The organism is Xanthomonas sp. CFBP 8445 (assembly GCF_025666235.1).
GTDB lineage: Bacteria > Pseudomonadota > Gammaproteobacteria > Xanthomonadales > Xanthomonadaceae > Xanthomonas_A > Xanthomonas_A indica.
In genome coordinates, this window is record NZ_CP102594.1 from 2,595,172 (window position 1) to 2,622,086 (window position 26,915).

The window sequence follows — 26,915 nt, forward strand, 5'->3', positions numbered from 1 at the left end:
TCGCCTTGCTCGGAGCATGCTCGGTACGAACGACCCCTGCTTCGGATACAACGCGGCCGCATTCGTCGCGGCTGAAGCCGCTCCTACAGACCATCAACGGCGTCGCTTGCCGGGAAGTGTGTGGGAGGGGCTTCAGCCCCGACGCGGTGCCACCCAATCACGCCACACGACGACAGACACAGGAACGGTGGCGCCTTGCTGCCCTACTCCGGCGCCTACCCCAGCAAGCGCTTGTCCCAATCCTCCACCGCGCGCTGCGCCAGGCGCCGCTCGAACAAGGTGCGCCAGTTCGGCACCAGCGGCAGCGCCAGCACGTCCTGCAGTTGCGCCGGGTCGATCTCGCGGCGGTACAGCAGCCCGACCAGGCGTGCCAGCGACCACTGCGGATGCGGCCGCTCCAGCAGCGCCAGCCTGTCGCCGGCGGCGACTTCGCCGGGCTGCAGCACGCGGTAATACCAGCCGGTGCGGCCGCTGTCCTGCACGCGCCGCGCCAGCGCGGCCACGCCGAAGCGGTCGGACAGCTTCCAGCACGGCTGCCGCGACTGCGACACCTCGACCACGGCCGTGCCCAGGCGCAGCCGGTCGCCCAGGCACAGGTCGGCTTCGGTCACGCCGCAACTGCTGAGGTTTTCGCCGAACGCGCCCGGCGCGTCCAGCAAGGCATGCGCGCCCAGTTCCTCGCGCCAGGCCGGGTAATGGTCGCGCGGATAATGGTGCAAGGCCTTGTCGGGGCCGCCATGCACGCGGCGGTCGCCCTGCTCGTCCAGTTCCAGCCCCTCCAGCCCGATGCGCAGGCGCCCGGCCTGCGGTCGCTTGTCGATCGCGCTGCGGCTGCCCGGGCGGGTGAACGCCTGGGCGCGGCCGACCAGGACCGCATCGATGGTCCACGCTGCCACGGCGGAACCGGAGGGTGTCATGGACGGCACGACACCGAACTCAGGCCGTCGCGCGCAGGTGCGCGGCGACCTCGTCCTGCAACAGCGCGCCGAGGATCCGCACACCCACTTCGATACGCTCGGCCGGCACCGTCACGAACGACAGCCGCAGCGTATTGCGCTGCGGCGCGACCGCGAAGAACGGCGCGCCCGGCACGAACGCCACGTTGCGCTCGATCGCCTTGCTCAGCAGCGCGCCGCCGTCCATCCGCGCCGGCAGTTCGACCCAGATGAACATGCCGCCGGCCGGGCGGTTCCAGCGCACCTGCGCGGGGAAATACTTGGCGAGGGCGGCGAGCATCTGCTCGCAGCGGCTGGCGTACAGCGCACGGATGCCGGGGATGTGCGCATCCAGGAAGCCGTCCTGCACCGCCTCGTAGACGATGCGCTGGCTGAACGACGGCGTGTGCAGGTCGGCGGCCTGCTTGGCCTGCACCAGCTTGGCGTGCACCGCTTCCGGCGCGACCAGGTAGCCCAGGCGCAGGCCCGGGGCGAACACCTTGGAGAACGAGCCCATGTAGATGGCGCCGTCCGGGTTCATCGACAGCAGGCTCGGCAGCGTGTCGCCGCTGTAGCACAGCTCGCCGTAGGGATCGTCCTCGACGATCGGCACGCCGGCCTCGGCCGCACGCGCCACCAGCGCCTGGCGCCGGTGCAGCGGCAGGCGCCGCCCGGTCGGGTTCTGGAAGTTCGGCAGCACGTACATGAAGCGCGCGCCGGCCAGTTGCGCATCGTCCAGCGCATCCACCACCACGCCGTCGTCGTCCGACTGCATTGCCGCGAACGCCGGCTGGAACAGCGAGAACGCCTGCAGCGCGCCGAGATAGCTGGGCGTTTCCACCAGCACCTTGCTGCCTTCGTCGATGAACACCTTGCCGAGCAGGTCCAGGCCCTGCTGCGATCCGGTGGTGATCAGCACCTGGCTGGGCCGGATGCTGGCGCCGTCGCGGCTCAGCCGCGCCGCCACCCATTCGCGCAGCAACAGATAGCCCTCGGTCGGGCCGTACTGCAGCGCGGCCTGCGGCGCATCGCGCAGCACCTTGTCGCAGGCCTCGCGCATGCGCGCGACCGGGAAGGTGTCCGGCGACGGCAGACCGCCGGCGAAGGAAATCACTTCCGGGCGTTCGGTGACCTTGAGGATTTCGCGGATCGCCGAACTGGTCAGCGCCTGCGCACGGCGGGAGAACGGGAATGGATTGGTCATCGGCATAGGATAGACGCCGCCCTCGCCGCGCGCATGTGCGGCGCACAAGCAGGCGCGGGCCGGCAACGCGTGGCGCGGCTCAGTGCCGCCGCGGCGGCGTCGGCCCGCAGCTGTCGCAGCCGCCGCAGGCGCCAGCGCCGGCGCTGGCCGGCGGTGCGATGCGCCGCCCCAGCGCCTGCAGCCAGGCCGCCCGGCCCGGCTTGAGCAGGCGCAGCGCGAGTGCGCCGCGCAGCTTGCGCGCGGTGCCCGGGAATTGCTTCTTCAGTACCACCCAGGCGCTGACCAGTACCGCCAGCGCGATCACCAGGTACTGCAGCAGCAGCGAGGCGCTCATCTCAGCCGGCTCCCAGCGCCACCGCGACCTGGTAGGTGACCAGCGAGGCCAGATACGCCAGCGCGAACAGGTAGAACGCGGCGAAGCTCATCTGCTTCCACGAATTGGTCTCGCGCTTGATCGTGGCCAGGGTGGAAATGCACATCGGCGCGTAGATGTACCAGACCAGCAGCGACAGCGCGGTGGCCAGCGACCAGCCATCGTGGATCAGCGGCGACAACGCCTGCGCGGCGGCATCGTCGTCGGCCGCCGACAGCGCGTACACCGTCGCCAGCGACGACACCGCCACCTCGCGCGCGGCCAGGCCGGGGATCAGCGCGATGCAGATCTGCCAGTTGAAGCCCAGCGGCGAGAACACCGTGGTCATGGCGTGGCCGATGCGACCGGCGAAGCTGTAGTCGATGGCCGGCAGGGTGGCGTCGGCCGGCGGCGCCGGGAACGACAGCAGGAACCACAGCAGGATGGTCAACGCCAGGATGATGCCGCCGACGCGCTTGAGGAAGATCGCCGCGCGCTCCCACAGGCCCAGCGCCAGATCGCGCAGGTGCGGCACGCGGTAGGACGGCAGCTCCAGCAGCAGCGGATGCTCGCCCTTGTCGCGGCGCCATTTCTTCATCGTCCACGACACCAGCAGCGCACTGGCGATGGCGGCGAAGTACAGGCCGAACAGCACCAGTCCCTGCTGGTTGAACACGCCCCACACCTGCCGCTGCGGGATGAACGCGCCGATCAGCAGCGCGTACACCGGCAGCCGCGCCGAACAGGTCATCAGCGGCGCCACCAGGATGGTCGCCAGGCGGTCGCGCGGGTCCTGGATGCTGCGGGTGGACATGATCCCGGGCACGGCGCACGCAAAGCTGGACAACAGCGGGATGAACGAGCGCCCGGACAGGCCGGCCGCGGCCATCATGCGGTCGAGCAGGAACGCCGCGCGCGGCAGGTAGCCGGATTCCTCCAGCGCCAGGATGAAGGCGAACAGGATCAGGATCTGCGGCAGGAACACCACTACCCCGCCGAGGCCGGCGATGATGCCGTCCACCAGCAGGCTGTTCAGCGGCCCCTCCGGCAGCGTTCCGCCAACCCAGGCACCGAGCGCCTTGGTGCCGCCATCGATCAGGTCCATCAGCGGCGCGGCCCAGGCGTAGACCGCCTGGAAGATCAGGAACATCACCACGGCCAGGGTCAGCAGGCCGGCCACCGGGTGCAGCAACCAGCGGTCCAGCGCGTCGTCGATGCGCGAGGTACGGGTCGGCATCGACACCGCCGCGGCGAGAATCGCGCGCACCTGCTGGTGGTAGTCGCCCTGCCCCTCGGCCGGCGCCACCGCCGGCGGCAGTGCCGGCGCCAGCGTGTCCAGCCGCTCGACCAGGGCGCGCGCGCCGTTGCGGCGCACCGCCACGGTCTCGATCACCGGCACGCCCAGCGCCTGCTCCAGCGCCTGGCGGTCGATCTGGATGCCGCGGCGCTGCGCCGCATCCACCATGTTCAGGGCCACCAGCATCGGCTTGCCCAGCTCGCGCAGCTCCAGCGCAAAGCGCAGGTGCAGGCGCAGGTTGGTGGCGTCGACCACGCACACCAGCACGTCCGGCGCCGGTTCGCCCGGGTAGAAGCCGCGGCACAGGTCGCGGGTGATCGCCTCGTCCAGGCTGGCCGGCTGCAAGCTGTAGGCGCCCGGCAGATCCAGCACCGCGAACTCGCGCCCGGACGGCGCGCGGAAGCGGCCCTCCTTGCGCTCCACGGTGACGCCGGCGTAGTTGGCGACCTTCTGCTTGCTGCCGGTCAACTGGTTGAACAGCGCGGTCTTGCCGCAGTTCGGGTTGCCGACCAGGGCCAGCCGCAGCGGCACGGCGACCGCGCTCACGGGCGCACCTCGTCCAGCGTACTGACCTGCACCCGCGCCGCCTCGCTGCGGCGCAGCGCGAAGCGCGTATAGCCCACCTGCACCAGCAGCGGTTCGCCGCCGATCGGCCCGCTGGCCAGCATCTGCACCTGCTCGCCGGCGACGAAGCCCAGCTCGCGCAGACGCCGCGCGATGGCGTCGTTGGGCTGGCGGTCGTGCACGGATTCCACCAGGGCGCTGCTGCGCAACGGCATATCGGACAACGTCACAGCACGTTCCGTCGATAAGAATGGTTATCAATTGTAGCATCGCCGCGGCGCGTCATGGCGGCGCGGGCACGGCCGGCTATCATTCCGTATGGCTGCCGTTTTCCCTGCGTACGAGCGTGTTCGATGAGCGATGTCCTGTTGTTGCAACGATCCGGCAAGGTCCTGACGCTGCAGTTGAACCGACCCGAGGTCCGCAACGCCTTCGACGCCGCGCTGATCGCCCAGCTCAGCGACGCCCTGCTGCAGATCGGCACCGATCCGCAGGTGCAGGTGCTGGTCCTGGCCGGCGCCGGCGCGGCGTTCTCGGCCGGGGCGGACCTGCAGTGGATGCGCTCGATGGCCGGCGCCAGCGAGCAGGAAAACCTGGACGACGCGCTGGCCCTGGCGCGGCTGATGCGCCTGCTCGACGAACTGCCCAAGCCCACCGTGGCACGGGTGCAGGGCGCCGCGTTCGGCGGCGCGGTCGGCCTGGTCGCCTGCTGCGACATCGCCGTGGCTGCCACCGATGCGCGCTTCGCGCTCAGCGAAAGCCGGCTGGGCCTGCTGCCGGCGGTGATCTCGCCGTACATGATCGCGGCGATCGGCGCGCGCCAGGCGCGGCGCTGGTTCGCCAGCGCGGAAACCTTCGACGCCGCCACCGCGGCGCAGATCGGCCTGGTCCACCAGGCGGTGGCGCCGGAGGCGCTGGACGCGGCGGTGCAGCGCCAGGTCGCCCTGCTCGGCCAGGCCGGGCCGCTGGCCGCTGCCGGCGCCAAGGCGCTGGTGCGGCGGGTTGCCGCCGGCGGCGAGCGCGATGTGCTGGACCAGGCCAACGCCGCGCTGATCGCGCAGCTGCGGGTCTCGGCCGAGGGCCAGGAAGGACTGAATGCGTTCCTGGAAAAACGCGAACCGGCCTGGAGGGCCAGCCCATGAACCCGATCGATCATCTCGGCCTGCGCTGCAGCGACCTCGACCGCAGCCTGGCCTTCTACCGCGCCGCCCTGGCCGCGCTGGACCTGGACGTGGTGATGCAGGTGAGCGCCGAAGAGAGCGGCGGCCAGCGCCACGTCGGCTTCGGCCGCGACGGCAAGCCCAGCTTCTGGATCGCCGACGGCGGCCGCGACGCTGGCGACCACGGCGTGCACGTGGCCTTCGTCGCCGCCAGCCGCGCGCAGGTGGACGCCTTCCATCAGGCCGGCCTGGCCGCCGGCGGCCGCGACCACGGCGCACCGGGCCTGCGCCCGCACTACCACCCCGACTACTACGGCGCGTTCCTGCTGGATCCGGACGGCCACAACATCGAAGCGGTCTGTCACCACCCCGCGACGGCCTGATCCGCGCGGCCATGTCGCGCCGGTGTAGATGACGACGGCCGTGCGTGCCGCTGCTTCGCGATCTCTTCCTATCAGGAATTCCCATGACCTTCGTCGCTTCCCGTTTCATGTGCAGTGCCCGGCCAACGGCACAGGAATCTCGGCGATGAGCGACCGCGTGCGCATCGTCGAGGTCGGCCCGCGCGACGGCCTCCAGAACGAGAAGGCCTGGGTCGCCACCGCCGACAAGATCGAGCTGATCGCGCGGCTGGGGCGCACCGGCCTGCGCAGCATCGAGGCGACCAGCTTCGTCAGCCCGAAATGGGTGCCGCAGCTGGCCGATGCGGCCGAGGTCTACGCCGGCATCGCGCAGGTGCCGGGCGTGGACTACCCGGTGCTGGTGCCGAACCTGCAGGGCTACGAACGCGCCGCCGCGGTCGGCGTACGCGAGGTAGCGGTGTTCACCGCCGCATCGGAGGCCTTCAACCGCACCAATACCAATGCCGGCATCGACGAATCGCTGACGCGCTTCGCACCGGTGCTGGAGCGCGCGGCCGCGGACGGGGTCAAGGTGCGCGGCTACGTCTCCACCGTGCTCGGCTGCCCCTACCAAGGCGAGGTTCCCCTGGCCGACGTGGTGCGGGTGGCGCAGCGGCTGCACGCGATGGGCTGCTACGAGATCTCGCTGGGCGACACCATCGGTGTGGGCACGCCCGGCAAGGCGCGGGCGATGCTGCGCGCGGTCGCCACGGCGGTGCCGATGGCGGCGCTGGCGGTGCATTTCCACGATACCTACGGCCAGGCCCTGGCCAACATCGCCGCCTGCCTGGAAGAAGGCGTGCGCGTGGTCGATGCCGCGGTGTCCGGCGCCGGCGGCTGCCCGTATGCCAAGGGCGCCAGCGGCAACGTGGCCAGCGAGGACGTGGTGTACCTGCTGCACGGCAATGGCGTGGAGACCGGCATCGACCTGCCGGCGCTGGCCGCGACCGGCCGCTGGCTGGCGCAGAAACTCGGCCGCGCGACCGGCAGCAAGGTCGGCCAGGCGCTGGCCGCCGAGGGCTGAGCCTCGGCAGGGCGTCCCCGACGACAGGCCTGTGGCACCGCGGCCGGTGGGCGCGTCTCGCCGCGACGGGGCGGCACCCACTAAACTGAGCGTTTTCCTGGGAGGGAACATCCATGCAGCTTGCCGATCTGAAAGCGGTGGTCACCGGCGGCGTGTCCGGCCTCGGCCTGGCGGTGGCGCAACGCATCGTCGCCGAAGGCGGCAAGGTGGCGCTGTTCGATCTGAACGACGACAAGGGTGCGGCCGCGGTCGCCGCGCTGGGCGCGGAGCGGGCCTGCTACCTGCGTACCGACGTCAGCGACGAGGCCCAGGTGGCCGCGCAACTCGGCGCGGCACGCGACTTCCTCGGCGGGCTCAACGCCGCGGTCAACTGCGCCGGCATCCTCGGCGCCGGCCGCGTGCTCGGCAAGGAGGCGCCGATGCCGCTGGCCACCTTCCAGGGCACGGTACTGGTCAACCTGGTCGGCAGCTTCAACGTCGCCAAGGCCGCCGCCGACCTGATGCAGCACAACGCCCCGGGCGAGGACGGCGAGTGCGGCGCCATCGTCAACACCGCCAGCGTCGCCGCCTACGAAGGCCAGATCGGCCAGGCCGCCTACGCCGCGTCCAAGGGCGGCGTGGTGGCGATGACCCTGCCGATGGCGCGCGAACTGGCGCGCTTCGGCATCCGCGTCAACACCATCGCCCCGGGGATCTTCTGGACCCCGATGGTCGACGGCATGCCCGAGGCCGTGCAGCAGTCGCTGGCCGCGGCGATCCCGTATCCTTCGCGTCTCGGCCGTCCGGACGAATTCGCCGACACGGTGATGTTCCTGCTGCGCAACCGCTACCTCAACGGCGAGACCATTCGCCTGGACGGCGCGGTGCGGTTGGCGCCGAAGTAGCCGGGAATGGAGAATCGGGAATGGGGAATCGCAAAAGCGCCTCCCTCCCGCTGATCCTTTCCGGCCGCTTGACGCTGTTCCGATTCCCTATTCCCCATTCCCGATCCCCAGCACTCATGAAAGCCAACGAAATCAAGAAAGGCAACGTCGTCGAGTACAACAACGGCGTGTACCAGATCCGCGACATCGAGCGCAGTTCGCCGCAGGGCCGCGGCGGCAATGTGCGTTTCCGCTTCGTGATGTACAGCGTGCCGGGCGGCAACAAGCTCGATGCCAGCTTCGACGGCGACGACGACCTGCGCGAGGTCGAGCTGATGCGCCGCCAGGCCACCTTCTCCTACAAGGACGGCGAGGCCTTCGTGTTCCTCGACGACGAGGACTACACCCCCTACACCCTGGACGCCGACGCGATCGGCACCGACGCCGGCTACATCACCGACGGCCTCAGCGGCATCTACGTGCAGGTCATCGACGACCAGCCGGTGGCGATCCAGTTGCCGCAGAGCGTGACCCTGGAAGTGATCGAGACCCCGCCCGAGCTCAAGGGCGGCACCGCCACCAAGCGGCCCAAACCGGCCAAGCTCAACACCGGCATCGAGATCATGGTGCCGGAGTACATCGGCAATGGCGAGCGCGTGCTGGTCAACACCACCACCGGCGAATTCGCCGGCCGCGCCGACTGAACCTATGCGCGGGCGCCGTGCCGATCACGCCTCCCGCGCCGGGCACGCGCCACGGCGCACCTGTCTCGCCCTGCTGCTGGCGGTACCGGCGCTGGCGCTCGCCGCACCGGTGACGCCGGCCGCGACGAGCGCGGCCAAGCCCGCCTGCACCATTCCGGACGCGGTCGATCCCGAGCACCACGCCGGCTTCTGCGCGATGCCCGCGCCGATCCGTGCCTTCGTCGCGCGCCAGGATACCTGCAACCATTTCGCCGGCGAAGAACCGTACGACGCGGCGCGGGGTCGCGAACTGGAAAAGGCGATGGCCACGTACTGCGACGGCAATGAGCAGACCTGGGCGAAGCTGCGCGCGCAGTACCGTCAGGATCCAGCACGCGATGCCTGGCTGCGCCACTACGGCGAGGATGCCGGTCTCGAACTGCCGTGATGGTGGCTTGCGGACAGGCAAGGTGGCGCCCTTGCTGGCATTGACGTCAGCCTGAAGGTGGTCGCCATCGGCCGGCTCCCCCGCTTCGCTCGTCGCGGCTGAAGCCGCTCCTACAAAGCCGAGCGGAGGGGACGCCGCTTTTTTGTGGGAGGGACTTCAGTCCCGACGACTGGAACTATCGGCCTCCTTTCATGACGAAAAGGCTGCGCCTGCAACCAGCCGATGCAGTGGAGGCAACGCCGGCGACGTCGTAGGAGCGGCTTCAGCCGCGACCGCGACGCCGTCAACCGCACGCGCGATACCCTCTGCCTTACAGTCTTACGTACCAAGCCCGCATGCCGCACTACGGCTGCCCGCCACCCTCCTGCAACACCGAGGGTGACCGCAACTGCAGCCCGCCCCCCTCGCGATTGAGCGTGCGCAGGCGTTCGCCCAACGTCGCCAGGTTGGCATCGATCTGCACCAGGTCCGCCTGCAGCGGCGCCGGCAGCAACCCGCGCAGGCGCGTCTGCAGCGCGGCACCGTCGTCATGCAGCGCCGCGATCCGCGCCTGTCCCTGGACCTGCAGCCAAGCGCGCTCCTGCGCCTGCGGCAGGCCGTACCCCGGCTGCCCCTGCAGCAGGCTCGCCGGCTGGCTCAGCAGCCCTTGCTCGGCCAGGACGGCGCGCACGGCGCTGGCCGCGTCGCGGGTGTCGGCGCCCGTATCGCCCCCACCCGCAGCGGCCGCCGCGGACGGCAGCGGTTTACCCAGATAACGCCGCTTCAGCGCATCGCGACCGCGCTGTTCGGCACGGCGGCGGGCGGCATTTTCCAACACAAGCAGGGCGGCACTGGCGCGCAGGTCGCCACGCTGCAGCCACGGCGCGCGTTGCGCGGCGGGCAGGTCCAGCCATGCGTCGGCATTGCGGGCCGGCAGCGCCAAGGAACCGCGCGCCACCGCGAACATCTCTGCAAAATGCGCGCTCGCCGCCGGGAAGAAGTAGCCATTGCGCACCGCCGCATCGGCATCCTCGAACACCGAGGCATCGGCGATGCCGGCCCGCAGCAGGCGCCGACGCAGCCCGGTCGGGCTGATCCCGGACAGGCGAGCGGCCGCCAGCCGCGGCACGCCGTCGTGCAGCAAGGCGTAGGTCTCCACCGCGCAGTTGTTGCTGAGGAAGTAGTAGCGGCCGTCGTAGCTCCAGTGCAGTTGCGCGGCACGCTCGAGCAGCGCGGCGATCTCCTCGCGCGAGAGCCGCAGCGGCAGCGACTGCAGGCCGCGCAGTTGCACCTGGGTGTAGTCGTCCACCACCTGGCGCAGCGGCAGCACGAACAGCCGCGACGGGTAGGAGCCGGTAAGCCCACGCAGGCTGGAGATCTGCACGTCGTCGACGAAGGCGCGGAACGACAGCACCCGGTGCTCGGCCAGGTCCAGCCGGCACTGCGGCCCCAGCGGATGGCCTGGCGCACAGATCACCAGGCGCAGCATGCTGTGGCCCCAGTGGCTCATCGGCTGCGCGTTGCCTTCGGCCAGCAGGTAGTCCACCGCGTAGACCCGTGCCGGGTCCACCTGCAACAACGCGGCCGCGTCGGCCAGCGGATCCTGCACGAAGACCTGGCCCGGTGCGCACGCAGGCGCCGGGGGCGTCCACGCCAGGCGTGCGGCGAAGTAGCGGGCCAGCGCCGGCCGCCGGCAGGCGTAGTCCGGGTCGAGCAGGAAGTGCTCGAGATTCACCGCCACGAACTCGGCCGGCGACTGCAATTCGTAGCGGTCCGGGCTGCGCTCGGTGAAGCGGTTCTGGCCGCGGCGCAGGCCCAGGCGCATCGGACTGACCTGCCAGCCGGCCAGATCCAGCAGGCGCGGATCGGACGACAACCGCCCCGCCGCGGCGCGGTCGTAGAAATGCGCCAGTTCGTGCAGCACCGCCGCCAGCGCCGGCCGTCGCGCCGGATCGGCGGCCGGATCGGTGTCGCCCGCCGCCGCCATCCAGTCGCGCAGCAGGCGCTTGTTCAACAGCAGGCGCCGCGCCTGCGCGCGCCCGTGCACCTGTGCGGGGAGATCGTCGCTCCATTGCAGCGGCAGCCCTGCCGGCAGCGCCGCGGCCCAGGCCGGCGGCAGCCGCGCCTGGGCCGCGGCCAGCACGGCCTGGCTGGCGGTGCGTTCGGCTGGGCTCAGCCCGCGCTCGTCGACGACCAGCGGCGCGGCCGCGGCGTGCACCGCACCGGCCAGCACCAGCACCAGCACCGCCAGCCACCGCGCGCAGAGGCGCCGTGGCCGGCGCGCGCTCACAGCGCCAGGATCGCCTGCGCCAGTTCCAGGTCGCTGGCCTGCTGCGCCTGCGGGTTGCGCTCGCGCAGCACGCGCAGCGCCGCTTCCAGTTGCGCGCCGCGGATGCGCCCGGCGCTGGCGACGAAGCCGGCCGCGTCGTCGCGCGCCTGCAGCACCACCTTGTCGTTGTTGGAACTGCTGTCCGAGGACGCCGAGCTGCCGGCCGAACCGGCCGAGGCCGAACCGGCGGAGGTGCCGGCGAAGCTGGACGCCTGCGCAAACGCGGGCAGGATCAGGGCGAACAGCAGGGCGCAGCGCGCAGTCACTCGGGTCATCGCAATCGTTCCAGACAGGCTCATGAAAAGGGGGACGGCCGGCGCCGCGCCGCATAGCCTAGCGGTCCGCCGCGCGCAGCGCCTGAACGGGTCGCGCGGCAGCGGCGCGGCTGGGCTCAGGGATCGAACAGCTTGCCCGGATTGAGCAGCCCGGCCGGATCGAACACACGCTTGACCGCGCGCATCAGCGCGATCTCCTCGGCGCTGCGGGTGCTCTCCAGGTACGGCTTCTTGACCAGGCCGATGCCGTGCTCGGCGGAGATGCTGCCGCCGTGCTCGGCCAGCACCTGCGCCAGCAGCTTGGTGACCTGCTCGCAGGCGGCGATGAACTCGGCCGGCGCGGTGGCGTCGGGCTTGAGCACGTTGATGTGCAGGTTGCCGTCGCCGATATGGCCGAACCACACCACCTCGAACTGCGGATAGGCCTCGCCGAGCAGCGCCTGGGTGCGCGCCAGGAACGCCGGCATCGCCGAGATCCGCACCGACACGTCGTTCTTGTACGGCGTGTAGCGCGCCACCGCCTCGGTGATGCCTTCGCGCAGGCGCCACAACTGCGCGGCCTGCGCCTCGCTCTGGCTGATCACGCCGTCCAGCACCCAGCCCTGCTCCATGCAGGCCTCGAACGCGGCCAGCGCCGCCGCCTCCTGCACCTCGTTGCCGCTGGCGTATTCGGTGACCACGTAGTACGGATAGACGGTATCGAACGGCGCCTGCGCACCATGCGCGAGCACGTGCTGCAGAGCGCGGTCGGTGAAGAACTCGAACGCCTCCAGCTGCAGGCGGCTGCGGAACGCGGCGAACACCTGCATCAGCACCTCGAACGAGGGCAGCGCCAGCAGCATCACGTTGCTCGGTGGCGGCGGGTCGGTGAGCCGCAGGGTGGCCTCGACCACGATGCCCAGGGTGCCTTCGGAGCCGATCAGCAACTGGCGGAAGTCGTAGCCGCTTGAATTCTTGATCAAGCCTCGGTTGAGCTCGAGCAGCTCGCCGCTGCCGGTGACCACCTTCAGCCCGGCGATCCACTCGCGGGTGTTGCCGTAGCGGATCACGCGGATGCCACCGGCGTTGGTGGCGATGTTGCCGCCGATCGAGCACGACCCACGCGCGGCGAAGTCCACCGGGTACAGCAGGCCGTGCTCGCGCGCGGCGTTGTGCACCGCTTCCAGCGGCATGCCGGCCTGCACGGTGAGGGTGCGGTCGACCGGGTCGAACGCCAGCGCCTTGTTCATCCGCTCCAGGCTCAGCACCAGCTCGCCGTGCGCGGCCACGGCGCCGCCGGACAGGCCGGTGCGACCGCCGGAGGGCACCACCGCCACCGCGTGGGCGTTGGCCCAGCGCAGCACCGCCTGCACCTCCTCCACCGTCGCCGGCAGCGCGATCGCCAGCGGCGCCGGGGTCCAGCGCCGGGTCCAGTCGCGGCCGTAGTGCTCCAAGTCGGCAGGATCGGTCTTCAGGCGCAGGCCGGGAACGGCGAGGGCCAGGGCATCCAGGCGCGGATCGGTCATGGGCGGAGAGGTCGAGGCGTAGACAATCGTTCAAGCGTGCCAGCGTTACGCAACAACGTCCAGTTGCGGCGTGGACGCCGCCGTTCTTGCGAATCCCCAATCCTCACTCCCGAATCCCACGCCGGCCGCCCTCAATCGATGCACCTGAAACCGTCCACCGGCGTTGCATCCACGGTCTCCCGGCATCCTATTGCGGCGCACCAAAGCGCGGAGCCATCTGGCATAGTGACCGGCCCGTTGGCCATCGCTCCCTCGCCGCAATGTCGCCCAAGAAGACCTCGTTTCCGAAGCAGGATATCCGCGTGCTGCTGCTCGAAGGCATCAGCCAGACCGCCGTCGACGTGTTCCGCGCGGCCGGCTACTCGCAGATCGAGCTGCACGCCAAGTCGTTGCCGGAAGACGAGCTCAAGCAGCGCATCGCCGAGGCGCACATCGTCGGCATCCGCTCGCGCACCCAACTCAGCGCCGAGGTGCTGGCCCACGCCAAGCGCCTGATCGCGGTCGGCTGCTTCTGCATCGGCACCAATCAGGTCGACCTGGACGCGGCCGAACTGGCCGGTATCCCGGTGTTCAACGCGCCCTACTCCAATACCCGCAGCGTCGCCGAGCTGGTGATCGCCGAGGCCATCCTGCTGTTGCGCGGCATTCCGCAGAAGAACGCCGAGTGCCACCGCGGCGGCTGGTCCAAGTCGGCCGCCGGCAGCCACGAGACTCGCGGCAAGGTGCTGGGTATCGTCGGCTACGGCCACATCGGCACCCAGGTCGGCGTGCTGGCCGAGGCGCTGGGCATGCAGGTGATCTTCCACGACATCGAGACCAAGCTGTCGCTGGGCAACGCCCGCACCGCCACCGACCTGGACGACCTGCTGGCGCGCTCGGATGTGGTCACCCTGCATGTGCCGGAGACCGCGGCGACCCGCGACATGATCGGCGCGGCGCAACTGGCGCAGATGAAGCCGGGCGCGCACCTGATCAACGCCTCGCGCGGCACTGTGATCGACATCGACGCGCTGGACGCGGCGCTGCGCAGCGGCCACATCGGCGGCGCCGCGGTGGACGTGTTCCCGATCGAGCCCAAGGGCAACGGCGACCTGTTCGAATCGCCGCTGGCCGCGCACGACAACGTGATCCTGACCCCGCACGTCGGCGGCAGCACGCTGGAGGCGCAGGACAACATCGGCGTGGAAGTGGCGGCCAAGCTGGTGCGCTACAGCGACAACGGCAGCACCCTGTCGGCGGTGAACTTCCCCGAGGTGACCCTGCCCGAGCACGCCGAGAGCCTGCGCCTGCTGCACATCCACCGCAACGTGCCGGGCGTGCTGTCGCAGATCAACGAACTGTTCTCGCGCCACAACGTCAACATCGACGGCCAGTTCCTGCGCACCGACCCCAAGGTCGGCTACGTGGTGATCGACGTCGACGCCAGCGAGGAACTGGCGGCGGTGCTGAAGGACGAACTGGCGCAGGTGGCGGGGACGTTGCGGACGCGCATTCTTTACTAGCGGGGATTGGGGATTGGGGATTGGGGATTCGTGGGTGCGCTGCGCACCCGTACCCTCACCCCAACCCCTCTCCCGAGGGGAGAGGGGCTCAGCCATCCAACCGGAGCCGGTTTTTCCCTTCTCCCTCCGGGAGAAGGTGCCCCGAAGGGGCGGATGAGGGTACGGGCTCAGCCTCGTGCAGCCAAAACACCGCCCGCGCTGCGCGCCCCACCCTCACCCCTCTCCCGGGGGGAGAGGTGCTTGTCGTTGCAGCCACTTGCGCGCCATGCGCTGTAGCGACGGATCCAGGTCTGCTTCGTCCAGCAGTTCGGCGATCGGGCGCCAGGCCAACGCCAGCGACTCGGCGCTGACCGCGAAGGCCTCGTCGGCGCCGGCACGGACCACGTAGCGTGCGTCGTAATGCCAGTGCCCAGGCACGTCGCCCCGCTCCGGAATCCAGTGCCGGTCCAGGTCGAAGAGCGCGCCATCCTCCAGCACCAGGCCAGGCAGGCCCGACTCCTCCTCGGCCTCTTTCAGCGCCACCCGCGCCAGATCGCGGTCGCCGTCGGCGTGCCCGCCCAGTTGCAGCCAGCGCTGCAGCTTGCGGTGATGGGTCAGCAAGGTGCGCATACCGTCGGCGCTGACCAGCCAGGCCGAGCCGGTGAAATGGCCCTCCAGGCGTGCGCGCACGAACGGATCGGCGGCATCGTCCAGCAAGGCCAGGAACTGCGCGGCGACCTCGGCCTGATCCGGGCAGTGCCGGGCATGGGCCTGCAACTGCTGGCGTAGGGACGGCTCCGGCATCGGCGTTCTCGCGTTCGGGGGCGGCCATTATCGCCGTCCACGGTGCGGCGCGGCTTGTGGCGGCCGGCCGGCTTTGGCATGGTACGACGCTTGCGTCGCCCGCTGTGGGCCCGGCGCTTCGCCATTGCCGGGGCCGCTTGCCCCGTACCGCCACCTGGGGATGCACCGAATGCTCAAGTCTCTGCTGAGGGTCAAGCCGATCGAACCCGCCGGTCACGTCGACGCCGGCGAACCGTTCGAAGGCAGTCTGGAGGGCGAAGCCACCCTCAAACGCACCCTCACCGCCAGACACCTGATCCTGCTCGGCATCGGCGCGGTGATCGGCGCCGGCATCTTCGTGCTCACCGGCCAGGCCGCGGCCAATCATGCCGGCCCCGCGGTGATGCTGTCGTTCGTGTTCGCCGGCCTGGCCTGCGCCTTCGCCGGGCTGTGCTACGCCGAGTTCGCGGCGATGCTGCCGGTCTCCGGCAGCGCCTACTCGTATTCCTACGCCACGCTCGGCGAAGGCGTGGCCTGGTTCATCGGCTGGTGCCTGGTGCTGGAGTACCTGTTCGCCGGCTCCAGCGTCGCGGTCGGCTGGTCGGCCTACCTGATCAGCTTCGTCACCGGCACCCTCGGCCTGCCTTTCCCCGCGGAACTGGCCAGCGCGCCGCTGACCTGGACCGGTCACGCGTTCGTGGCCTCGGGCAACATCGTCAACCTGCCGGCGGTGCTGATCGTGGCCGCGGTCAGCACGCTGTGCTACATCGGCGTCACCCAGTCGGCCTTCGTCAACGCCATCGTGGTGGCGATCAAGGTGCTGGTGATCTGCCTGTTCGTCGGCGTCGGCATCTTCTACATCAACCCGGACAACTGGCATCCGTTCATCCCGGAAAACACCGGCCCGGGCGAGTTCGGCTGGAGCGGCATCTTCCGCGCCGCCTCCATCGTGTTCTTCTCCTACATCGGCTTCGATGCGGTCTCCACCTCGGCCGGCGAGACCAAGGATCCGCAGAAGAACATGCCGATCGGCATCCTGGTGTCGCTCGCCATCTGCACCATCATCTACATCATCGTCTGCGCGGTGCTGACCGGCCTGCTGCCCTACACACAACTCGGTACCGCCAAGCCGGTGGCCACCGCGCTGGAGCACTACCCGCACCTGGCCTGGCTGAAGACCTTCGTCGAGATCGGCGCCATCGCCGGCCTGTCCTCGGTGGTGCTGGTGATGCTGATGGCGCAGCCGCGCATCTTCTACACCATGTCGCGCGACGGCCTGCTGCCGAAGCTGTTCGGCAAGGTGCACCGCCGCTTCCACACCCCCTACGTCGGCACCGTGGTGGTCGGCGTGCTGGCGGCGCTGCTGGCCGGGCTGATCCCGCTGGACGTGCTCGGCGAACTGGTGTCGATGGGCACCCTGCTCGCCTTCGCCACGGTCTGCGTCGGCGTGATGGTGCTGCGCTTCACCCGTCCCGATCTGCCGCGTCCGTTCCGGGTGCCGCTGTTCTGGGCGGTGTGCCCGCTGGGCGCGCTGTTCTGCGTGGGCCTGTTCTTCCAGGCGTTCCAGGAGCATTGGAAGGTGTTCGTCGGCTGGACCCTGATCGGCCTGTGCATCTACTTCTTCTACGGCATCCGCAACAGCCGCCTGGCCGCCAAGGCCTGATCCGCTCCCCCGAAGACCGGCGCCCGCGCCGGTCTTCGCGTTCATCCCCTCTTCCTCGCGCGCCGCGCCCGGCTGGAACCGCTCCATGCTCAAACAACTCTTGGCCACCAAACACCCCCACGCCAGCCACGAGGACGCCGGCGGGCTGGGCCTGCAACGCGCGCTCGGCCCCTGGGGCCTGACCGCGCTGGGCATCGGCGCGGTGATCGGCGGCGGCATCTTCGTCATCACCGGCCAGGCCGCGGCCAACCACGCAGGGCCGGCGATCATGCTCTCGTTCGTGCTGGCCGCGGTGTGCTGCGCGTTCTGCGCGTTGGCCTACGCCGAGTTCGCGGCGATGGTGCCGGTCTCCGGCAGCGCCTACACCTACACCTACGCCACCTTCGGCGAGCTGGCGGCCTGGTTCATCGGCTGGATGCTGGTGCTCGAGTACGGCGTGTCGGCCTCGGCAGTGGCGGTCAGCTGGACCGGCTATTTCCTCAGCCTGCTCGACCACTTCGACATCCACCTGCCCGCGGCCCTGGTCAACGCGCCGCTGGACGGCAAGCTGCAGCCCACCGGCGCGATCGCCAACCTGCCCGCGGCCGGCATCGTGCTGCTGCTGACCTGGCTGTGCTACGTCGGCATCCGCAAGTCCTCGGCGATGAACATGGCGATGGTGGTGCTGAAGAGCGGCCTGATCGTGCTGGTCATCGCCGCCGGCTGGAAGTACGTCGACCCGGCCAACTGGCATCCGTTCATTCCCGCCAACGAAGGCCCGGGCAAGTACGGCCTGGACGGCGTGCTGCGCGGCGCGGCGATGGTGTTCTTCGCCTACATCGGCTTCGAGGCGGTGTCGGTGGCGGCGCAGGAATCGCACCGGCCGCAGCGCGACCTGCCGATCGGCATGATCCTGTCGCTGGTGATCTGCACCGTGCTGTACATCGCCATGGCCGCGGTGATGACCGGGCTGCTGCCGTACACGCAGCTGGGCACGGACGAGCCGGTGGTGACCGCGGTCGCGGCGCATCCGCAACTGGCCTGGCTGCGCGTGGTGGTGGAGATCGGCGCGCTGATCGGCCTGTCCTCGGTGGTGCTGGTGATGATCATCGGCCAGCCGCGCATCTTCATGATCATCGCCCGCGACGGCCTGCTGCCGCCGGTGTTCACCAAGATCCACCCGACCTACCGCACCCCGCACGTCAACACCGTGATCACCGGCATCGGCATCGCCCTGCTGGCGGCGCTGTTCCCGCTGGACGTGCTCGGCGAGCTGACCTCGATGGGCACCCTGATCGCCTTCGCCGCGGTCTGCGCCGGCGTGCTGATCCTGCGCCGCACCCAGCCGGACCTGCCGCGCCCGTTCCGCATCCCGTTCGCCTGGCCGATCTGCATCGCCGGCGTGCTCAGCTGCCTGGCGCTGCTGTCGGCGATGACCGCGCACAACTGGATGCTGATGGCCGGCTGGACGGCGATCGGCCTGGCGATCTACTTCGGCTACGGCTACCGCCACAGCCGCCTGCGCGGCAGCCAGGGCTGAGCTGTAAGCCCCTCTCCCCCGGGAGAGGGGTTGGGGTGAGGGTCGGGACGCGAAGCGCACGCGGTGTTTTGGCTGCACGAGGCTTCGCCCGGACCCTCATCCGCCCCTGCGGGGCACCTTCTCCCGACGGGAGAAGGAACGGCTGCAGCCCCTCTCCCCCCGGGAGAGGGGTTGGGGTGAGGGTACGGCGCGAGGAGATGCGGGTGCGTGCTGTCATCCCAATCCAGCCGGCAAGCCCTACACTACGCGCATGAACGCACTGCCCTACGATTCCGAGCGCCTGCGCACGCTGGCGCACCTGCTGATCGACAACATCCGCGAACTCTCGCAGGCCGGCTGGACGCCCGCCACCAGCAGCAACTTCTCGCACCGCTTGGACGATCGGCATGCCGCGATCACCGTCTCCGGTCGCGACAAGGGCCGGCTGGTCGAAGACGACATCATGGTGGTGGACTTCGACGGCCAGGCCGTCGGCCGACCGCTGCGCCCCTCCGCCGAGACCCTGCTGCACACCCAGCTGTACCGGCGCTTCCCCGAGGTCGGCTGCATTCTGCACACGCATTCCCCGGTGCAGACCATCGCCTCGCGGCTGTACGCGCCGCAGGGGCATATCCGCCTGGAAGGTTACGAACTGCTGAAGGCGCTGCACGGCAACCAGACCCACGAGACCGCGGTGGACCTGCCGGTGTTCGCCAACACCCAGGACATGACCGTGCTGGCGGCGCAGGTCGACGCCCTGCTCGACCGCACGCCGCTGTGGGGCTACCTGATCGACGGCCACGGCCTGTACGCCTGGGGCCGCGACATGGCCGAGGCGCGCCGCCATCTGGAGGCCTTCGAGTTCCTGCTGCACTGCGAGCTGGAGCTGCGCAAGCTGCGCGCCGCCGGCTGATCCGCCGCGGCGCGACAGCGTTCCAGCGCCGCAACGGCCGCCGGCCACGCACCTGCTACCCTTTTCGTCCCCCTGCCGCTTTCGCCCACCGCCATGAGCCGACTCCGCATCTTCGCCGACACCACTCCCGACGCGCCGCTGTTCGACAGCCGCGATGGCGACGCGATCGCCGCCGAACTGCGCAAGATCGGCGTCACCTTCGAGCGCTGGCAGGCCAACCAGCCGATCGAGGCCGGCGCGTCGCCGGAGGCGGTCATGGCCGCCTACAAGACCGACATCGACCGCCTGGTCGCCGCCAACGGCTTCAAGACCGTGGACGTGGTCAGCATCGCACCGGACAACCCGCAGCGCGAGGAAATGCGCAAGAAGTTCCTCGACGAGCACTTCCACAAGGAAGACGAGGTGCGCTTCTTCGTCGCCGGCTCCGGCCTGTTCACCCTGCACGTGGACGGCAAGGTCTACGAGATCGAGTGCGTGCAGAACGACCTGATCGCCGTGCCCGACGGCACCCACCACTGGTTCGACATGGGCCCGGAGCCGCGCTTCGTGGCGATCCGCTTCTTCACCGAGCCGGATGGCTGGGTCGGCCACTTCACCGGCACCGACATCGCCCAGCGCTTCCCGCGCTACGAAGCGAAGCTGCGCGGCGAGGCGCACTGAGCGATGGCCGATCCGCGCGTCGTGCTCACCGACATCGAAGGCACCACCAGCAGCATCTCCTTCGTCAAGGACGTGCTGTTCCCCTACGCGCGCCGCGCCCTGCCCGGCTTCGTGCGCGAGCACGGCCAGCAGCCGCAGGTACGGCAGTGGCTGGACGCGGTCGCCAGCGAGTGCGGCGGCATCTGCACCGATGCGGTGATCGTGGAGACCCTGCAGGGCTGGATCGACCAGGATCGCAAGCACACTGCGCTGAAGGCGCTGCAGGGCATGATCTGGGAAGCCGGCTACCGCGATGCCGACTTCACCGCGCACATCTATCCCGATGCCGCGCCGGCGCTGCGCCGCTGGCACGCCGACGGCCGTGCGCTGTACGTGTACTCGTCCGGCTCGGTGCCGGCGCAGAAGCTGTTCTTCGGCCACAGCGACGCCGGCGACCTGCGCGGGCTGTTCTCCGGCTGGTTCGATACCGAGATCGGCGGCAAGCGCGAGCAGCCCAGCTACGCACGCATCGCCGAGGCGATCGGGGTGGCGCCGGCGCAGGTCGTGTTCCTGTCCGACGTGGTCGCCGAACTGGATGCGGCGCGCGCCGCCGGCCTGGACACGGCGCTGATCGACCGCCGCGAGGATTACCCGCAACCGCGCCAGGGCGAGGCCTGCAACGGCCACCGCCGCGCGGAGAGCTTCGCCGACCTGGGCTTCTGAGCCCGCATGCGCAGGCCCGTCGCTGCCTCGATCGCCGCGCTGGCGGCGTTGCGGTGCCCGCTCGCCGTGTTGCGCGGCCGGCTGCTGCCGGCCGCGCTGCTGGCGCTGGCGCTGCCGGCCTGCCATTCCGATGCCGGCGCGATGCCGGCCGGCGCGGCCGACACCGCGCAGGACGAGGCGGCGCAGGATCCGGTCGACCAGGCGCAACTGCGCCAGGCACTGGGCGCGCTGCGGCCGCAGCGTCCGGGCGTCGCCGACCTGTACGTGGTCGGCTTCGCCGGCGACGCCAGCGAGGACGTGTTCCGCAACGAAGTGCTGTACCTGCGGCAGTTGTTCGCGCAGCGCTTCGGCGCCGCCGGGCGTATCGCCACCCTGATCAACCACGGCGACAATCTCGGCACGCACGCCTACGCGCCACAGGCCTCCTACGACAACCTGGCCGATACCCTGGACCGCATCGGCAAACGGATGGACAAGCGCGAGGACGCGCTGCTGCTGTTCCTGACCAGCCACGGCACCGAGCAGCACGAGCTGTATCTGCAGTTCGGCCCCGGCGAGGATGCCGAGTACGACACCATCACCCCGCAGGAGCTGCGCCGCCTGCTCGACGACGCCGGCATCCGCAACCGCATCATCGTGATCTCGGCCTGCTACTCCGGTGGCTTCGTGCCGGCGCTGAAGACCGCCGACACGCTGGTCATCACCGCCGCGCGCCGCGATCGCCCTTCGTTCGGCTGCGGCAACACCGCCAGCGCCACCTATTTCGGCCGCGCCTGGCTGATCGACGCACTGGCGCGCACCACCGACATGGTCGAAAGCTATCGCCTGGCCAGCGCCGAGATCAGCGCACGCGAAAAGGCCGAGGGCGAAGCGCCGTCGTATCCGCAACTGTACGTCGGTGCACGCATCGGCACATGGCTGCAGCACTGGCGCGCGCAGTTGCCGAATGCCGTCGCGCCGCCCTATCCGTATCCCGAACCCGATGCGGACGACGCGACGGACGCGGCCGATGGCGAGCAGACCGACGAACACGGTGCAACAGCCGCCCCCGCCGCGCCGACGCCAGCGCACGCCTCGGCACCGCCCGCGGCGACCACGCCCGCACGCTGACGCCACCGCGCGGGACGCGGGGGCGCCTGCAGGCGACGGTCCGTGCGGATACCTCGCGTTTGCCGGCCGGTGCGTGTCTCGGCGCGCCAGCCCTCACTGGTCCAGCGCGCCGAAAAGATGAGAGTGATTCGCGTTCGATCGCGACGCGCACGGGATCGCTAGAATCCCTCCCGCAGCAAGCCAGCCCGTGTTCGCCAGCCAGCTGCGCCCCGATCCAACCGCCCGCCAGCCTCCGCTCGCCAGCCAGGATCGCTTCGCTTCGTCGGCCTCCTTCGTGGAGGTTTTTTTGTTTCTGGGGTTGGCCGTGGCACGAGCGCGCTGGCCGTGGCTTGGCCGTGCGCGCCCCACATCACGCTCGTCGCGGCTGAAGCCGCTCCTACAGGGGCGTCGCGATGGCGGCAGGTGGGCTGCGACACCCCCAGAACGCACCGCCGGCGAGAGATTTCCGTTGTGCCCAACGCGGGCGACACCGGCTGGCATCGTCGCTTCGCTCGTCGCGGCTGAAGCCGCTCCTACAGCAGGCAAAGCTTCCGAAATGTTGATCGGCGCACTGTGGGAGGGACTTCAGTCCCGACCCCTGGAACACATGGCCGCCTAAATCCTGTCGCGGCAGTCACGATGATCGAGCACGCAGCATCGCTGCGCGCTTGTCTGCCGATCACGGCCTACAGCCGCCATCCCATCACGGGCTGGCGTCCTGCAAGCGGTAGCTGCCGCTGGCGCGCTGCTCGCCGCGCCAGCGGTCGAACGCGCGGACCTCGATGCGGTGCGCACCCACGCTCAGGTCGGTCGGCAAGGCGCCGCGCCACAGGTGTTGCGAAGGAATCGCTTCGGGCGAGCGGTCGTAGCCGCGCAGCGCATCGGCGGCATCGTCGCGCACATTCTCGGCGAGCAGCGCCGGATCGGGCTGTTCGACGCGCTGCATCGGCTTCCAGGCGCCGTCGTCCACGCGATACTCGACACGGCTGTCGTTCTCGCCCATGTACACGTTCGCGTACACGCCCCAGGCCGGATAGGCACCGCGGCGCAACACCTTCGGCGCATGCAGGCCGATCTGGGTATCGTCGGCGGCACGCGCGGCGTGGTAGGCCAACGCATAGCCGCCATCGCGGCGCACGGTCAGCAGCGCATAGCCGTTCGGGGTGCCGTCGGCCATGGTCGCGGCGGGGATGCCATCGGCATCCTTGACCCCGGACCAGAACGCGCCGCAGGCCGCGCCGACGTTGAATTCGTGCAGCGGCTGCGCGCCGTGCCAGCCCTCGTCGGCGCCATGATCGTAGTGACGTTGGGTGTGGCTGTGGCCGCTGAGCACCAGCACGTGCGGGAAGTCCTTCAGCAGCGCGAACAGCCGCGCCCGATCGGCATGCCGGAAGGTCTCCTTGCCGGGCGCCGCGTCGAACAGCGGGATGTGCATGCCCAGCACCACCAAACGGTCCTTGGGCACGCTGGCCAGGTAGGCCTGCAGGAACGCGAACTGGTCCGCGCGCAGGCCACCGATGTACTTGGGCTGTTGCGTCGGCTGGTAGACCACATCGTCCAGGAACACGAAGCTGGCACCACCCTCTTCCACCGCGTAGGTGTCGGGGCCGTAGACCGCGCGCCAGCTCGACAGCGAATCGACATCGTCGCTCGCGTCGAAGTTGAGGTCGTGGTTGCCGGGCACGTGGAACCACGGCACCCCGAGCTTGGCGGTTTCCGCATTCAGCGCCGGATACAGCGACAGGTCGTCGCTGACCACGTCGCCCAGGGTGGTGCCGATGCGCGCATGGGTCTTGCCGCGCAAGGGTGCGACGATGTCGCGGGCGTAGTAGCCGACGTCGGTCATCGACGCAGTCTGGGTATCGGCGAACACCAGCACCTCGGTGCTGTCGGCCTTGGGCTGCGCGCGCAACGCGAAATCCCAGTGATCGGTGGCGCCGCTGGTCGGGGCAATGCCCGGGTACTTGAGCGTGGGCGAGCCGGCGGGCGCGTAGTGCCGCCAGTAGTCAGGCAGGCCGTTGCCGGCACTGACGAAGCTGTAACCGTCCGGCTTGATCACGAACACGGTGCGGCCGGGCTCCACTTCCAAGCGGTAGCGGCCCTGCGCGTCGGTGCGGACGATGTGCACCCCGTCGGACACCTGCACGCCGGCGATGCCGGTATCGCCCGGGCCGCGGCCCGGGGCGTTGTCGCGTTCCTGGTAGACGCTGCCGCTGATCGTGGCGGTCTGCGCCACGGCGGGGGCGGCGGCAGCCAACAGGCAGGCGAGGACGACGGTGCGCAGCATGCGGAACATCCGGAGAAGCCGAGGGCCCCCGATTGTAGCCAGCTAGGCCGACGCGGCGATGACCGCGCCGGACCGGCTCAGCGGTGCCGCGCTTCCAGCACCGCCACCGCGTCGGCCAGGCCCAGGCCGCGCGCGCGCAGCAGCACGGTCAGGTGATAGAGCAGATCGGCGGATTCGCCGAGCAGTTCGTCGTCGCCCTGGGCGACGCCGGCCAGCGCGGTCTCCACGCCCTCCTCGCCCACCTTCTGCGCGATGCGCCGCGTGCCTTTCTCGAACAGCTGCGTGGTGTAGCTGCCCGCCGGCCGCTCGCGTTCGCGCTGCGCGACCAGGCGGTCCAGCGCGCCCAGGAACTGGCCCGGCGCCTGCGGGAAGCAGCTGTCGCGGCCGAGGTGACAGGTCGGCCCGCGCGGATGCGCCAGCACCAGCAAGGTGTCGCGATCGCAATCGGTGTCGATCGCGACCACGTCCAGGACATGGCCGGAACTCTCGCCCTTGGTCCACAGCCGCTGCTTGCTGCGGCTGTAGAAGGTGACCTGGCCGCTGCGGCGCGTGGCCGCCAGCGCCTCCTGGTTCATGTAGCCCAGCATCAGCACGCGCAGCGTGGCGGCGTCCTGTACCACCACCGGCAACAGGCCGTCGCCCTTGCCCCAGTCCAGCGCCGCGTCGGCGACGTCCGCATCGTGGGAGTGTTCACGCGCCATCGCGCACCTCGATCTGTCGTTGGCGCAGGAAGCGCTTGAGTTCGGGAATGGGAATGGCGCCGCTGTGGAAGACGCTGGCGGCCAGCGCGCCGTCCACGTCGGCACGCTCGAACACATCGGCGAAGTGCTGCATCTCGCCGGCGCCGCCGGAGGCCACCAGCGGCACCTTGCACAGGGCGCGCACGGCGTGCAGTTGGGCGATGTCGTAGCCGCGGCGCACGCCGTCGCTGTCCATGCAGTTGAGCACGATCTCGCCGGCGCCCAGGCGCTGCGCCTCCACCACCCAGTCCAGGGTGCGCACGCGCAGCGCCTGGGTCTTGCTGGGATCGCCGGTGAAGCGGCGCACGCGCCACTGGCCGTCGTCCTCGCGGATCGAATCGATGCCGACCACCACGCACTGCACGCCGAAGGCCTCGGCCAGCTCGGCGATCAGCGCCGGCCGCTCCAGCGCCGGCGAGTTGATCGAGATCTTGTCGGCGCCGGCGTGCAACACCGCACGCGCGGTGGCGACGTCGCGGATGCCGCCGGCCACGCAGAACGGGATGTCCAGCAGCCGCGCCACCTTTTCGACCCAGGCGTAGTCCACCGAGCGCCCTTCCGGGCTGGCGCCGATGTCGTAGAACACCAGTTCGTCGGCGCCTTGGTCGCGGTAGCGCAGCGCCAGCTCGGCGATGTCGCCCATGTCCACGTGGTCGCGGAACTTGACGCCCTTGACCACGCGCCCCTCGCGCACGTCCAGGCACGGGATGATGCGCCGGCTCAGCATGCCAGTGCCTCGTCCAGGCGCAGCCGCCCTTCCAGCAGCGCCTTGCCGAGCACCGCGCCGGCACAGCCGGCCTCGCGCGCACCGCGCACGTCGGCGGCGTCGCGGATGCCGCCGGAGGCCTGCACCGCCAGCGTCGGCGCGAGCTGGCGCAGGTGCGCATACAGCGCCAGGTTCGGCCCGGACAGCATGCCGTCGCGGGCGATGTCGGTGCACAGCAGATGGACCAGCCCGGCCGCGGCGTATTCGCTGGCCAGTGCATCCAGGCTCAGCGACGAGGTCTCGGTCCAGCCGTGCACCGGCAGACGCCAGACGCCGTGCGTATCCTGGCGGCTGTCCAGCGCCACGGTGATGCGCTCGGGGCCGAACTCGCGCAGCCACTCCAGGACCGACTCGCGGTCGCGCACCGCCAGCGAGCCGATCACCACGCGGCTGGCGCCGGCATCGAGCAGGCGCTGCACGTCCGCGCGCGAGCGCACGCCGCCGCCGGTCTGCACCTGCAGCGCGGTCTCGCTGCGGATCCGCTGCAGCAGCGGCGCCAGGGTGTAGCCGCCGGCGCGGGCCGCATCCAGGTCGACCAGGTGCATCCACTGCGCGCCGGCCTCGGCGAAGGCCTGGGCGCGGCGCAGCGGATCGTCGCCGTAGTGGGTCTCGCGGGCGTAGTCGCCCTGCGCCAGCCGCACCACGCGGCCGTCGCGGATGTCCAGCGCGGGATAGACGACGAAGCTCATGGGAAATCGGTCTCGAGGAAGTTGCGCAGGATGCGCGCGCCGGTGTCGGCCGAGCGCTCGGGATGGAATTGCGCGCCGCAGCGGCGGCCGTGCTGCACCACCGCGGTGAACAGGCCGCCATGGTCGCAGGCGGCGACGGTGTCGGCGGTGACCGGCGCGGCATAACCATGCACGAAGTAGGCGCTGGCGCCGTCGGGGACGCCTGCCAGCAGCGACGACGGCCGCAACGGCAGCAGCCGGTTCCAGCCCATGTGCGGCACGCGGATGCCCAGCGCCGGCGGCATGCGCCGGACCACGCCGGTCAGCAGGCCCAGGCAGTCGACATCGCCTTCTTCCGAGTGCTCGAACAGCAACTGCATGCCCAGGCAGATGCCGATCAGCGGCACCTGTAGCGCGCGCAATGGCTCGATCAGACCTTGCTCGCGTAGCCGCGCCATCGCGTGCGGCGCGGCGCCGACACCCGGCAAGATCACCCGGTCCGCGCCTTGCAGCCCGGCGGCGTCGCGCACCAGCCGGGCTTCCACGCCGAGGCGTTCGAGCGCGTAGCGCACCGAACCGAGGTTGGCGCCGCCGGCATCGATCAGGGCGACATCGCTCATCGCATGCTCCCTGCGAAACCCGCGCG

27 protein-coding genes are annotated in these 26,915 nt (G+C 70.4%); 13 read left to right on the forward strand and 14 right to left on the reverse strand.

Going from position 1 to position 26,915, the window contains the following annotated elements; genetic code table 11:
• Nucleotides 1–215: 215 nt before the first annotated feature.
• The 5 genes from NUG21_RS11010 to NUG21_RS11030 all read right to left on the reverse strand — a co-directional run bounded on the left by NUG21_RS11010 (nt 216) and on the right by NUG21_RS11030 (nt 4,582).
• Nucleotides 216–917 carry an MOSC domain-containing protein gene (locus NUG21_RS11010; RefSeq protein WP_160946647.1) on the reverse strand — a complete coding sequence of 234 codons (702 nt, stop codon included), beginning with the start codon at nt 915–917 and terminating at the stop codon, nt 216–218.
• A gap of 19 nt (nt 918–936) precedes the next feature.
• Nucleotides 937–2,145 (reverse strand): aminotransferase-like domain-containing protein, encoded by a 1,209-nt coding sequence (locus NUG21_RS11015; RefSeq protein ID WP_263390867.1) that lies wholly within the window; start codon nt 2,143–2,145, stop codon nt 937–939.
• Between the two features lie 73 nt (nt 2,146–2,218).
• Nucleotides 2,219–2,473 (reverse strand): DUF6587 family protein, encoded by a 255-nt coding sequence (locus tag NUG21_RS11020; protein ID WP_148828380.1) that lies wholly within the window; start codon nt 2,471–2,473, stop codon nt 2,219–2,221.
• Nucleotide 2,474: 1 nt separating this feature from the next.
• Nucleotides 2,475–4,334 carry a ferrous iron transporter B gene (locus NUG21_RS11025; RefSeq protein ID WP_160946645.1) on the reverse strand — a complete coding sequence of 620 codons (1,860 nt, stop codon included), beginning with the start codon at nt 4,332–4,334 and terminating at the stop codon, nt 2,475–2,477.
• Complete coding sequence (locus NUG21_RS11030; protein ID WP_263390868.1) at nt 4,331–4,582, reverse strand: FeoA family protein; 252 nt, start codon at nt 4,580–4,582, stop codon at nt 4,331–4,333. The genes NUG21_RS11025 and NUG21_RS11030 overlap by 4 nt, the downstream gene beginning before the upstream one ends.
• 123 nt (nt 4,583–4,705) lie before the next feature.
• Here NUG21_RS11030 and NUG21_RS11035 point away from each other — a divergent pair, with 123 nt between their 5' ends.
• The 6 genes from NUG21_RS11035 to NUG21_RS11060 all read left to right on the forward strand — a co-directional run bounded on the left by NUG21_RS11035 (nt 4,706) and on the right by NUG21_RS11060 (nt 8,931).
• Complete coding sequence (locus NUG21_RS11035; protein WP_263390869.1) at nt 4,706–5,494, forward strand: enoyl-CoA hydratase-related protein; 789 nt, start codon at nt 4,706–4,708, stop codon at nt 5,492–5,494.
• Entirely contained in the window at nt 5,491–5,895 is a 405-nt protein-coding gene (locus NUG21_RS11040) for a VOC family protein (protein ID WP_242083639.1), read from the forward strand. Before NUG21_RS11035 ends, NUG21_RS11040 begins: the two co-directional genes overlap by 4 nt.
• A 145-nt stretch (nt 5,896–6,040) precedes the next feature.
• Nucleotides 6,041–6,937, forward strand: a complete 897-nt coding sequence (locus tag NUG21_RS11045; protein WP_263390870.1) for a hydroxymethylglutaryl-CoA lyase — start codon at nt 6,041–6,043, stop codon at nt 6,935–6,937.
• A 113-nt stretch (nt 6,938–7,050) separates the two neighbouring features.
• Complete coding sequence (locus NUG21_RS11050) at nt 7,051–7,821, forward strand: SDR family oxidoreductase (protein ID WP_263390871.1); 771 nt, start codon at nt 7,051–7,053, stop codon at nt 7,819–7,821.
• 116 nt (nt 7,822–7,937) lie between these two features.
• Nucleotides 7,938–8,504: an elongation factor P-like protein YeiP gene (gene yeiP / locus NUG21_RS11055; RefSeq protein ID WP_010343353.1), complete on the forward strand. Its 567-nt coding sequence runs from the start codon at nt 7,938–7,940 to the stop codon at nt 8,502–8,504.
• Between the two features lie 4 nt (nt 8,505–8,508).
• Nucleotides 8,509–8,931, forward strand: coding sequence for a hypothetical protein (locus NUG21_RS11060; RefSeq protein ID WP_242083645.1), 423 nt, complete (start codon nt 8,509–8,511; stop codon nt 8,929–8,931).
• Nucleotides 8,932–9,274: 343 nt separating this feature from the next.
• Here NUG21_RS11060 and NUG21_RS11065 read toward each other — a convergent pair whose 3' ends face one another.
• The 3 genes from NUG21_RS11065 to NUG21_RS11075 all read right to left on the reverse strand — a co-directional run bounded on the left by NUG21_RS11065 (nt 9,275) and on the right by NUG21_RS11075 (nt 13,019).
• On the reverse strand, nt 9,275–11,200 hold the full coding sequence (locus NUG21_RS11065) for an Lnb N-terminal periplasmic domain-containing protein (RefSeq protein WP_263390872.1): 1,926 nt from the start codon (nt 11,198–11,200) through the stop codon (nt 9,275–9,277).
• On the reverse strand, nt 11,197–11,514 hold the full coding sequence (locus NUG21_RS11070) for a DUF2388 domain-containing protein (protein ID WP_160946638.1): 318 nt from the start codon (nt 11,512–11,514) through the stop codon (nt 11,197–11,199). The genes NUG21_RS11065 and NUG21_RS11070 overlap by 4 nt, the downstream gene beginning before the upstream one ends.
• A gap of 116 nt (nt 11,515–11,630) precedes the next feature.
• Nucleotides 11,631–13,019, reverse strand: coding sequence for a D-2-hydroxyglutarate dehydrogenase (locus tag NUG21_RS11075; protein ID WP_263390873.1), 1,389 nt, complete (start codon nt 13,017–13,019; stop codon nt 11,631–11,633).
• A 260-nt stretch (nt 13,020–13,279) separates the two neighbouring features.
• On the opposite strand from NUG21_RS11075, the gene serA reads away from it, so the two are divergent.
• Nucleotides 13,280–14,521, forward strand: coding sequence for a phosphoglycerate dehydrogenase (gene serA, locus NUG21_RS11080; RefSeq protein WP_263390874.1), 1,242 nt, complete (start codon nt 13,280–13,282; stop codon nt 14,519–14,521).
• A 213-nt stretch (nt 14,522–14,734) separates the two neighbouring features.
• Here serA and NUG21_RS11085 read toward each other — a convergent pair whose 3' ends face one another.
• Nucleotides 14,735–15,304 carry an NUDIX hydrolase gene (locus NUG21_RS11085; RefSeq protein WP_263390875.1) on the reverse strand — a complete coding sequence of 190 codons (570 nt, stop codon included), beginning with the start codon at nt 15,302–15,304 and terminating at the stop codon, nt 14,735–14,737.
• A 169-nt stretch (nt 15,305–15,473) separates the two neighbouring features.
• Here NUG21_RS11085 and NUG21_RS11090 point away from each other — a divergent pair, with 169 nt between their 5' ends.
• The 6 genes from NUG21_RS11090 to NUG21_RS11115 all read left to right on the forward strand — a co-directional run bounded on the left by NUG21_RS11090 (nt 15,474) and on the right by NUG21_RS11115 (nt 21,829).
• Nucleotides 15,474–16,946, forward strand: coding sequence for an amino acid permease (locus NUG21_RS11090; protein ID WP_160946634.1), 1,473 nt, complete (start codon nt 15,474–15,476; stop codon nt 16,944–16,946).
• An 85-nt stretch (nt 16,947–17,031) separates the two neighbouring features.
• The gene (locus NUG21_RS11095; RefSeq protein ID WP_242083660.1) at nt 17,032–18,465 is read left to right on the forward strand and encodes an amino acid permease; all 1,434 of its coding nucleotides are present in this window, start codon (nt 17,032–17,034) and stop codon (nt 18,463–18,465) included.
• Between the two features lie 250 nt (nt 18,466–18,715).
• Nucleotides 18,716–19,357, forward strand: coding sequence for a methylthioribulose 1-phosphate dehydratase (locus NUG21_RS11100; RefSeq protein ID WP_017912143.1), 642 nt, complete (start codon nt 18,716–18,718; stop codon nt 19,355–19,357).
• Nucleotides 19,358–19,450: 93 nt separating this feature from the next.
• Nucleotides 19,451–20,017 carry a 1,2-dihydroxy-3-keto-5-methylthiopentene dioxygenase gene (locus NUG21_RS11105; RefSeq protein WP_160946631.1) on the forward strand — a complete coding sequence of 189 codons (567 nt, stop codon included), beginning with the start codon at nt 19,451–19,453 and terminating at the stop codon, nt 20,015–20,017.
• 3 nt (nt 20,018–20,020) lie between these two features.
• Entirely contained in the window at nt 20,021–20,719 is a 699-nt protein-coding gene (gene mtnC, locus NUG21_RS11110; RefSeq protein WP_263390876.1) for an acireductone synthase, read from the forward strand.
• Between the two features lie 6 nt (nt 20,720–20,725).
• On the forward strand, nt 20,726–21,829 hold the full coding sequence (locus NUG21_RS11115; protein ID WP_263390877.1) for a C13 family peptidase: 1,104 nt from the start codon (nt 20,726–20,728) through the stop codon (nt 21,827–21,829).
• A 682-nt stretch (nt 21,830–22,511) separates the two neighbouring features.
• On the opposite strand, the gene NUG21_RS11120 is transcribed toward NUG21_RS11115, so the two are convergent.
• From NUG21_RS11120 to hisH, 5 genes are all read right to left on the reverse strand, one after another.
• Entirely contained in the window at nt 22,512–24,104 is a 1,593-nt protein-coding gene (locus NUG21_RS11120; protein WP_263390878.1) for a calcineurin-like phosphoesterase C-terminal domain-containing protein, read from the reverse strand.
• A gap of 68 nt (nt 24,105–24,172) precedes the next feature.
• On the reverse strand, nt 24,173–24,796 hold the full coding sequence (gene hisIE, locus NUG21_RS11125; protein WP_263390879.1) for a bifunctional phosphoribosyl-AMP cyclohydrolase/phosphoribosyl-ATP diphosphatase HisIE: 624 nt from the start codon (nt 24,794–24,796) through the stop codon (nt 24,173–24,175).
• On the reverse strand, nt 24,786–25,562 hold the full coding sequence (gene hisF, locus NUG21_RS11130) for an imidazole glycerol phosphate synthase subunit HisF (RefSeq protein WP_160946627.1): 777 nt from the start codon (nt 25,560–25,562) through the stop codon (nt 24,786–24,788). Before hisF ends, hisIE begins: the two co-directional genes overlap by 11 nt.
• Complete coding sequence (gene hisA / locus NUG21_RS11135; RefSeq protein ID WP_263390880.1) at nt 25,556–26,290, reverse strand: 1-(5-phosphoribosyl)-5-[(5-phosphoribosylamino)methylideneamino]imidazole-4-carboxamide isomerase; 735 nt, start codon at nt 26,288–26,290, stop codon at nt 25,556–25,558. The genes hisF and hisA overlap by 7 nt, the downstream gene beginning before the upstream one ends.
• Entirely contained in the window at nt 26,287–26,889 is a 603-nt protein-coding gene (gene hisH / locus NUG21_RS11140; protein ID WP_263390881.1) for an imidazole glycerol phosphate synthase subunit HisH, read from the reverse strand. The genes hisA and hisH overlap by 4 nt, the downstream gene beginning before the upstream one ends.
• Nucleotides 26,890–26,915 lie beyond the last annotated feature (26 nt).